The sequence below is a fragment of the Mesorhizobium sp. M7A.F.Ca.ET.027.02.1.1 genome (assembly GCF_004022985.1).
Taxonomy (GTDB): Bacteria; Pseudomonadota; Alphaproteobacteria; order Rhizobiales; family Rhizobiaceae; genus Mesorhizobium.
This window is the reverse complement of record NZ_RZOL01000980.1, coordinates 1-400: the sequence shown is the minus strand read 5'-3', so window position 1 is coordinate 400 and position 400 is coordinate 1. Positions and strand designations below refer to the sequence as shown.

Genomic DNA, 400 nt, shown 5'->3' with positions numbered 1-400 from the left:
GGCGTGGAAGGCGAGGTAGTAGGCGACGGGATAAGCGGTGACGACCGTCGCCAGCGTGACCAGAGCGGCAATGATCAGCGAGCGCAGCGTCACCGTCCAGTACAGCGGATCGGACACCACGGTGACAAAATTCGCCACGGTGAAGCCGGCGCCGAGCAGCGAACCGTCATTGCCGCGGAAGGCGAGAAAAAGCACGAGGCCGAGGGCAAACAGGATCAGCAGGAAGGTGACCAGCGCGCCCGGCAGCAGCATGGCGACCCGGAAGCCCTGAGAAGACCGGGCCTCTGGCGCTGATGTTGCAACTAGGGCCGACATCGACCTGCCTATCGGAAATTTGAAATTATCTTAGAGTTTTTCATATTCATGAAACTGTCAAGCGGAATCCCAAACGGAACCCCAT

At 59.2% G+C, this 400-nt stretch carries 1 pseudogene; it reads right to left on the bottom strand.

Features of this window, described 5'->3' with window-relative positions:
- Window positions 1-315, bottom strand: a pseudogene (locus EN749_RS37340) (ABC transporter permease); the annotation flags it as partial.
- Window positions 316-400 lie beyond the last annotated feature (85 nt).